The 7308-nt window shown below is 67.7% G+C and carries 5 protein-coding genes; 1 reads left to right on the top strand and 4 read right to left on the bottom strand.

Going from position 1 to position 7308, the window contains the following annotated elements; translation table 11 throughout:
• Positions 1 to 77: 77 nt before the first annotated feature.
• A complete protein-coding gene (locus QMX83_RS18865) occupies positions 78 to 620 on the bottom strand; it encodes a hypothetical protein (protein WP_282298178.1) in 543 nt (180 codons plus the stop codon).
• A gap of 138 nt (positions 621 to 758) precedes the next feature.
• Here QMX83_RS18865 and QMX83_RS18870 point away from each other — a divergent pair, with 138 nt between their 5' ends.
• Positions 759 to 1007 carry a DUF3297 family protein gene (locus QMX83_RS18870; RefSeq protein ID WP_125361103.1) on the top strand — a complete coding sequence of 83 codons (249 nt, stop codon included), beginning with the start codon at positions 759 to 761 and terminating at the stop codon, positions 1005 to 1007.
• 42 nt (positions 1008 to 1049) lie between these two features.
• Here QMX83_RS18870 and QMX83_RS18875 read toward each other — a convergent pair whose 3' ends face one another.
• From QMX83_RS18875 to QMX83_RS18885, 3 genes are all read right to left on the bottom strand, one after another.
• Positions 1050 to 2693, bottom strand: a complete 1644-nt coding sequence (locus tag QMX83_RS18875) for a Na+/H+ antiporter (RefSeq protein WP_282298179.1) — start codon at positions 2691 to 2693, stop codon at positions 1050 to 1052.
• Between the two features lie 73 nt (positions 2694 to 2766).
• Positions 2767 to 3561, bottom strand: a complete 795-nt coding sequence (locus QMX83_RS18880) for a class III extradiol ring-cleavage dioxygenase (protein ID WP_282298180.1) — start codon at positions 3559 to 3561, stop codon at positions 2767 to 2769.
• A 349-nt stretch (positions 3562 to 3910) separates the two neighbouring features.
• On the bottom strand, positions 3911 to 6865 hold the full coding sequence (locus tag QMX83_RS18885) for an EAL domain-containing protein (RefSeq protein WP_282298181.1): 2955 nt from the start codon (positions 6863 to 6865) through the stop codon (positions 3911 to 3913).
• Between the last annotated feature and the right edge of the window lie 443 nt (positions 6866 to 7308).

Consider the following 7308-nt stretch of genomic DNA (forward strand, 5'->3'; position numbering starts at 1 on the left):
GCGCTACCGGGGTCACCGGTGCGAATGCGGATTTGGTAGCGCCGGCCGTTGGCCGGCCCAAGCGGTCCCACCGCAGGTCAGAACGGGTCGGCCCCGGGACGCACCTCAACCCCGAGCAACGAGCACAGCGCCAGCATCGCGTCATCATCGCGGCTCAGCGCCATCCAGCCGGCCAGGCCGCCATTCCCGGTATCCACGCTCCACAGGCTGTAGTTGTGCTCGCGCAGGCGGTCATACGCGGTAGCCATCAGCATCGGCGCGTCCACGTCCTCCGCGAAGTCCTCATCGTCCAGGTCACCGCCCCAGTCCACCTGCACATTGAAGCGCGCGGACAGCTCGTTCACCGCCGAGACCAGCGAGTCGGCATCATCGCGCTCGACCTCGTAGCTCGACTGCCAGGCGGTGGCCACCATCAGCGGCGGCAGCCAGTCGGCCTCTTCGTCGATGGACTCCCCCGCCTCCAGCAGCTGTTCGCGCCAGCGGTTGAACTGCTGCAGCGCCAGCTCCTCGTCGCCGGGATTGATCAGCACGAACAGGTTCCAGATCCGCGCCTCGAAATCGTCTTCGTCGAAATCGCGCTCGTCTTCTTCGAAGTCGAAATAATCGCTGTTGTCGGGCATGGCCGGAAACTCCTGGAAACAGGCCAGCATTCTGACCTGCAACACCCGGCGCAGGAAGCGAAATCCTCCCAAAGCAGGGGCTCGGGTATCCTGTGCGCCTGAAGGCGGCCGCGGTGGCCGTCAGTGTGAACCCGAATCATGAGCGATACCCCTCCGGACCATCTGGCGATCAACCCCGCCAGCCCCTTCCACGATGCCGCAGCGCTGGAGCGCGGCGTGGGCATCCGTTTCAACGATGTCGAGCGCGACAACGTTGAAGAGTATTCGGTCAGCGAAGGCTGGATCCGCGTGCAGGCCGGCAAGTCGCGCGACCGCCGCGGCAACCCGATGACGGTGAAGGTGAAGGGCACCGTGGTGGCGTATTACCTGGATCAGAAGCCGGAGTAATCGGCGTTGTCACCGTCCGACGCATGCCGTTGCGTGCGTCGGTCACTCCCGTTGCCGGGTCTCCAGCAGATCCAGATTGCGGATCAACTTCCGCGAGATCTCATCGGAAATGCTGCCGCGCCGGGTCAGCCGGAACAGCTCTTCGCGCTCGGCGGTGAGCCCGGCGTTGCGCAGCTGGCGGTAGCCCTGCTCCATCCGCTTCACCTTTTCCGGGTCCGCATCCGGGCCGTGCTCCTTTTCCAGATTGCGCTGGTACAGCAGGCTCACCCGCGCCGCGGCGTCGTTGTACAGCTGCACGTTCTCGGTGTTCTGGTTCTGCACCAGCTGCTGGCGCATGCGCTCCACCCCGGCCAGTGCGGCCTTCGAGGCCAGCCGGCGCGCCAGGTCTTCTTCCTTGCGTTCGCCGGAATCGGCCGGCAGCTGCAGGCCCTTCAACAGACGCGGCAGCGCCACGCTGGCCCCGATCAACGAGAACAGAATCACGGCCGCGGCCAGGAAGATCACCAGGTCACGCGCGGGGAAGGCCGAGCCATCCGGCAGGAACAACGGCAGGGTCAGCACGCCGGCCAGGGTGATCGCGCCGCGCACACCGGCCACCGAGGTCGCCACCACCACCCGCCATTGGGTCACCGGGCGCTCCTCGCCGCGATGGCGCGCGCGCAGCAGACTCCAGCGCAGCGACAACCACACCCACAGCAGGCGCAGCGCGACCAGCGCCACGTTGATCACCACCACATACACCAGCAGCCACCACGCGCTGTGGTGCCCGCTTTCGTTCACCGTGGCAATGGCACGCTCAACGATGCCGGGCAGCTGCTCGCCGAGCAGCACGAACATGATGCCGTTGAAGCTGAACTGCAGCATGTTCCACACCGCCGTGCGCTGCACGCGCATGCTGCCGGACACGCGACCGGTCAGCTCGACGTAGCTCATGGTGATGCCCGCAGCCACCGCCGCCAGGATGCCGGAGGCCTTGGCCTCTTCGGCCAGCAGGTAGGCGGCGAAAGGAATCAGCAGGTTGACCAGCAGCGCCGCGCCCGGCTCCTCACCGAAGCGCCGCCACAGCCAGCGCTGGAACGTGGACACGCCCAGGGTCACCGCCACGCCGATGGCCAGCCCGGCCACCGCCACCCACAGGAAGGTCAGCGAGGCGGTCGCCAGCGAGAACGTACCGGTCATCACCGCCGCCACCGCGAAGCGGAAGCAGACCAGGCCCGACGCATCGTTGAGCAGCGACTCGCCTTCCAGAATGTGCATCAGCCGCTTGGGAATCGGCATGCGCGAGGCAATCGAGCTGACCGCCACCGGATCGGTCGGCGAGATGATCGCGGCCAGCGCGAAGGCCACACCCAGCGGCATCACCGGAATCATCCAGTGGATCAGCAGGCCCGCACCGACCACGGTGAAGATCACCAGCCCGAACGCCAGCTCCAGGATCACGCCTTTGTCGCGGAACAGCCCCTGTTTTGGAATGCGCCACCCGTCCAGGAACAGCAGTGGCGGCAGGAACAGCAGGAAGAACATTTCCGGCTGCAGCGCGTGGCCGCGGTTGAACACGCCGGCAATCACCGCGCCGAGGCCGATCTGCACCAGCGGCAAGGGCAATGACAGCGGCAACACGCGCACCAGGTAGCCACTGGCCACCACGGCGACCAGCATTGCCAGTACCACTTCAATCGTATGCATGCTTAAAAAACTACCACACCGGTGCCGTTACCTGAACAGGGCACCGACCTGCGGCACAGCTGGCGGACAGGCGCTACGCCGGGGCACCATCGAAGCGGTAGATGTCCATCGCCAGCATGCCGGCATCGATCCCCGCATCGATGCGCTGCGCCCCCAGCTGCTCACCGCCCGCTGCGCCCATCGCGAAGTGCAGCGGCTGGAAGTGCTCGTCGGTGGGATGCGCGCGCTCGGCGTACGGGGCCTGGCGGCGGTAGTCGAGCAGCGCCTCGGTGTCGTTGGCCTGCAGACGCTGTTCCACCCATTCGATGAAAGGCCGCACGTAGGGCGCTTCGCCACCGCTGTGGTAGGCGCGGAAGTCGTGCAGGTTGTGGGTGATGCTGCCCGAGCCGATCAGCAGCACGCCCTCGTCGCGCAGCGGGGCCAGCGCGCGGCCCAGCGCCAGCTGGTGGGCAGGACCGAGCATCGGTTGCAGGGCCAGCGGCACCACCGGGATGTCCGCTTCCGGGTACAGCAGGCGCAACGGGACCCAGGCACCGTGATCGAGCCCGCGCTGCGGGTCCTGTGCCGTCGGCAGGCCCGCTGCGGCCAGACGCTGGGCGACCTCGCCGGCCAGTGCCGGGTCGCCCGGTGCCGGGTACTGCAGCGCGAAAAGCGCTGCCGGGAAGCCGCCGAAGTCATGGATCGTCGGCGGCTGCGGATGCGCCCCCACCGCCGGCTGGTAGGTCAGCCAGTGCGCCGAGGCCATCACGATCGCCCGCGGGCGCGGCAGCTGCGCGGCCAGCTCGGCCAGGCGCACGCCGACCTGACCCGGGTTCAGGGCGGTCATCGGGGAACCATGGGAGATGTACAGCGACGGCAGGCGGGACATGGCGGGGCTCCGGGGGATCCAGGGCGTCAGGTTATTACCGTCACGAATGGCGATAAATATCCAATATCACGCAGATTCGTTCCGGATGTGGAACGAACAACGGGGCGTGGCGGCGGGCCGCGATTGCGACCGATGGCGGGGACGGGTCGCGATTGCGACGGATGACGGGGACCCGTAGAGCCGGGCTTGCCCGGCTGGGCCACCGGTAAAGCCCCAGCGGGGCAAGCCCCGCTCTACGTTACCCCAGCCACCGTCAGTTACCCCAGCCACCGTCCGGGTTCCCAGCCACGATCCCGTTCCCCAGCCACGATCCCGTTCCCCAGCCGCGATCCGGGTTCCCCGGCCCCGATCAGGTCGCTTCCGCCTCGATCTCCAACCGTCCGATCACATCGGCCAGCGGGGCCGGCCGGCCGAGCAGGAAGCCCTGCACCTGGTCGCAGCCATGCGCGGCCAGCCACTGTTGCTGGCCCGGCGTTTCCACACCCTCGGCGATGATGGTCAGGCCCATGCTGTGGCCCAGCGACAGCAGCGCGCGACAGATCGAGGCGTTGCGCGGGTTGCTCTCCACGTCAGCGACGAAGCTGCGGTCGATCTTCAGGATGTCCAGCGGCAGGTGCTGCAGGTAGGACATGTTCGAGTAGCCGGTGCCGAAATCATCCAGCGAAATGCAGATGCCCTGCTCATGCAGGCGCTGCATGGTCTGCTTGGCCTGCGCCGGTTTGCGCATCAGGCTGCTTTCGGTCAGCTCCACGTGCAGTGCGCCGCGCGACAGATTGAATTCCTGACAGGCGCGGTTGAACTCGGCCACCAGGTCGCTGTTGAAGAACTGCACGGCCGACACGTTCACCGCGATGGGCAGGTCCCAACCGGCATCCACCAGCTGCCGCTGCGCCTGCGCCGCTTCGCGGATCACCCAACGACCCAGCGCCAGGATCAGACCGGTGTCCTCGCACAGCTGGATGAACTCGCCCGGTGGAATGAAGCTGCCATCCGCCTGCGGCCAGCGCAGCAGCGCTTCCAGTGCCGCCGGGGTGCCATCGGCGGCGTGGCAGATCGGCTGGAAATACAGCTGGAACTCGCTGTCGATCGCCGTATGGATGCGCCCCGCCAGACGCAGCCGCTCGGCCAGCCGCGAACTCACCGTGCTGTCGTACCAGGCGATCACGCTGCCTTCGTCGCGCGCGGCGTGCGCGGCCTGTGCGGCCATGCCGATCACCTGCTCGGCACTGATCACATCACCCTCGAACTTCACCGCCACGCCAATGCGCGGCTCGAACTGATGCAGCCAGTCCTGCCCGCGCACCGGTTCGGACACGGTCTGCACCAGCGTGTCCAGCGCGCTCTGGCGTTCGTGGTCATCGCGGATGGCGAAGATGAAATCTTCCGCCGGCTGGAAGGCCAGCAGGCCATAGCGCACGCCGAGTCCCCCCAGCCGCTTGGCCATCGCCTGCAGCACCACGTCGCCGACCTCGCGGCCGAGCGTGTCGGCCACCAGCTGCAGGCCGCGGAACTGCACATAGGCAATCGTGTAGCTGCCGCCCTCCTCGTCCAGCTGCGCGGCCAGCGCGCGGGTGTTGAGCAGGCCGGTGGCGACGTTGTGGGTAGCGTGGTACGCCAGGTCGCGCTCATAGGCCAGCCGCTCACTGACATCCTCGGCCAGCACCAGGCAGGCCTGGCGACCGTCGAAGTCGAGCCGGGCCAGATGCGCGCGCACCTCGAACACGGTGCCGTCTTTGCGCCGGTGCAGCCGCACCTGCGCATCGTGGGTCTCGCCCGGACCCGCATTGGCGATGGCCTGGCGGATCTCGTCCCAACCTTCGCGCGGACGGATGTCGAGGATGCTCATCGACAGGAATTCTTCGCGGCTGTAACCGTACTGCTGCACCGCGGCTTCGTTGACTTCCAGGAAGCGCAGCGTGTCTGGATCGAACACCCAGAACGGGGCCGGGTTGCGGTCGAACAGCAGACGGAACTGACGCTCGGCCTGCTGCGCACGGGCCAGTATCTCGATGCGGTCGCTGACGTCGGTGAGCGCGCCGATCATCCGCCGCTCGCCTTCCACGCCATCCACCTGCTGGCCGCGTGCGGACAGCCAGCGCACCTTGCCGCCCGGCAGCACCAGCCGAAACATTTCATCAAGCACGCCGTTGTTGGCGAATGCGACGTGGAAGGCATCCTGCAGGCGCTGCGCGTCCTCGCGGTGCACGCGCGCAAAGAAGTCGGCCACCGGCAGGCTGTCGATGGGAATGTGGAAGATCTGCTGCGCCATCGGCGACCAACGCAGCAGCGAGGCGTCCTCGTCGACCGTCCAGGTACAGATCTGCGCGATCTGGTGGGCCATGTGCAACTCGGCATGGCCGGTGCGCAGTTCCTCGCTCATCGCATGCTGGCGGCGGGTGGCGCGGCGCAGGCTCAGGTACACCAGCGCGAACGCGCCCCAGTACAGCACGATCAGTCCCACCGACGCCCACACGTAGGGCCACCACGCCGCCAGCACGTCGCGGCGACCGAGGCCGGCGTAGACACCCAGCGGGTAGTCGCCCAGCGTAGTCAGCGTGGAGATGCGCTCCACGTTGTCCACCGGGCTGTGTTCGATGCCCAGCGGCACCACCGCGTCGCGGCCGAGACGGTCGCGGTGCTTCAGGCCGAACCGCTTGCCGATCGCCGCAGCCCGGTCCGGGCTGCGCGCCAGCATGTAGCCACCGCCGTCGGTGATCGAGATCACCCCGTCTCGGCCCACGTCCAGGCCATTGATGATGGTCTGCAGTTCGCTGGTACGCAGCCGGCTGAGCAGCCAGCGGTTTTCGCCCATGCGCAGCGCCAGCGGAAGCACCCAGCCCTGGCCGGGGGCCTGCTGAGGCGGTCCCAGGTACAACCGGCTGTGCTCGCCGCGGTTGCTGTCCACCACCCACAACGGCAGGTAGAGGTCGCCGCTGCCGCTGGTGAGCGCGCGACCGAACTCGTCCACCACCACGATGCTTTCCAGTTCCTGGTGGCGTTGCAGCACGCCACGCACCGACTCATCGAGCAGATCCGGGGCCTGGGTCGGCACCCGCTCGAACAGCTGCGCGCCGTCGGCGGCAATGCCGCGCATGGCGCGTTCCAGATTGCGCAGTTCCAGCCGCAGCAGGCGCTGGGTGCCGGCGGAAATGGCCGTGCTCTGGCGCTGGGCGGCCTCCTGGCGGCGCTGGTAGTCGTTGACCAGCATGATCGACAGGCCGACGGCCAGCAGCATGCCCAGGCCAATGCCCAGCCACACCAAGGTCCGCAAGGGACGCGCCAGGGCGCGTTTCATCGCGGGCATTGCCTGACACTCCCCCACGCAGCTGACGACATGAAAACAGTTCCCGGGTTCTTCAGACGAGAGCGGCCAATGTCTCAATTTCTTGATGCTGGCCAGGCCGATTCCCCGTCGGCCAGGCCTTGGCGCGCCTGTACCGGTCCAGCATGCACCAGGCCGGCGCATGCGGGAAGGTCTGTGACCGTATTCACATTACTGGCGATACCACAACCGGCCACAACTCCCGCCACACAAGGGCAGTTGCGGCCGCAACCACGGGTTTAGACTTGGGGTTTTCCCGTTGCCTGAGAAGTTGCATGTCCAAGCTGCGCCGCCCCACCCTGATGCTTGCCATTGCCGCCAGCCTGTCGCTGGGCCTGGCCGCCTGCGACCGCGAGGCCGCGCCCACGGCCGCCGCCCCGGCCGACACCGCGCCCGCCGCCCCGGCGGCACCCAAGGCCCAGCTG

The organism is Stenotrophomonas sp. PS02289, from assembly GCF_029960115.1.
Lineage (GTDB): Bacteria > Pseudomonadota > Gammaproteobacteria > Xanthomonadales > Xanthomonadaceae > Stenotrophomonas.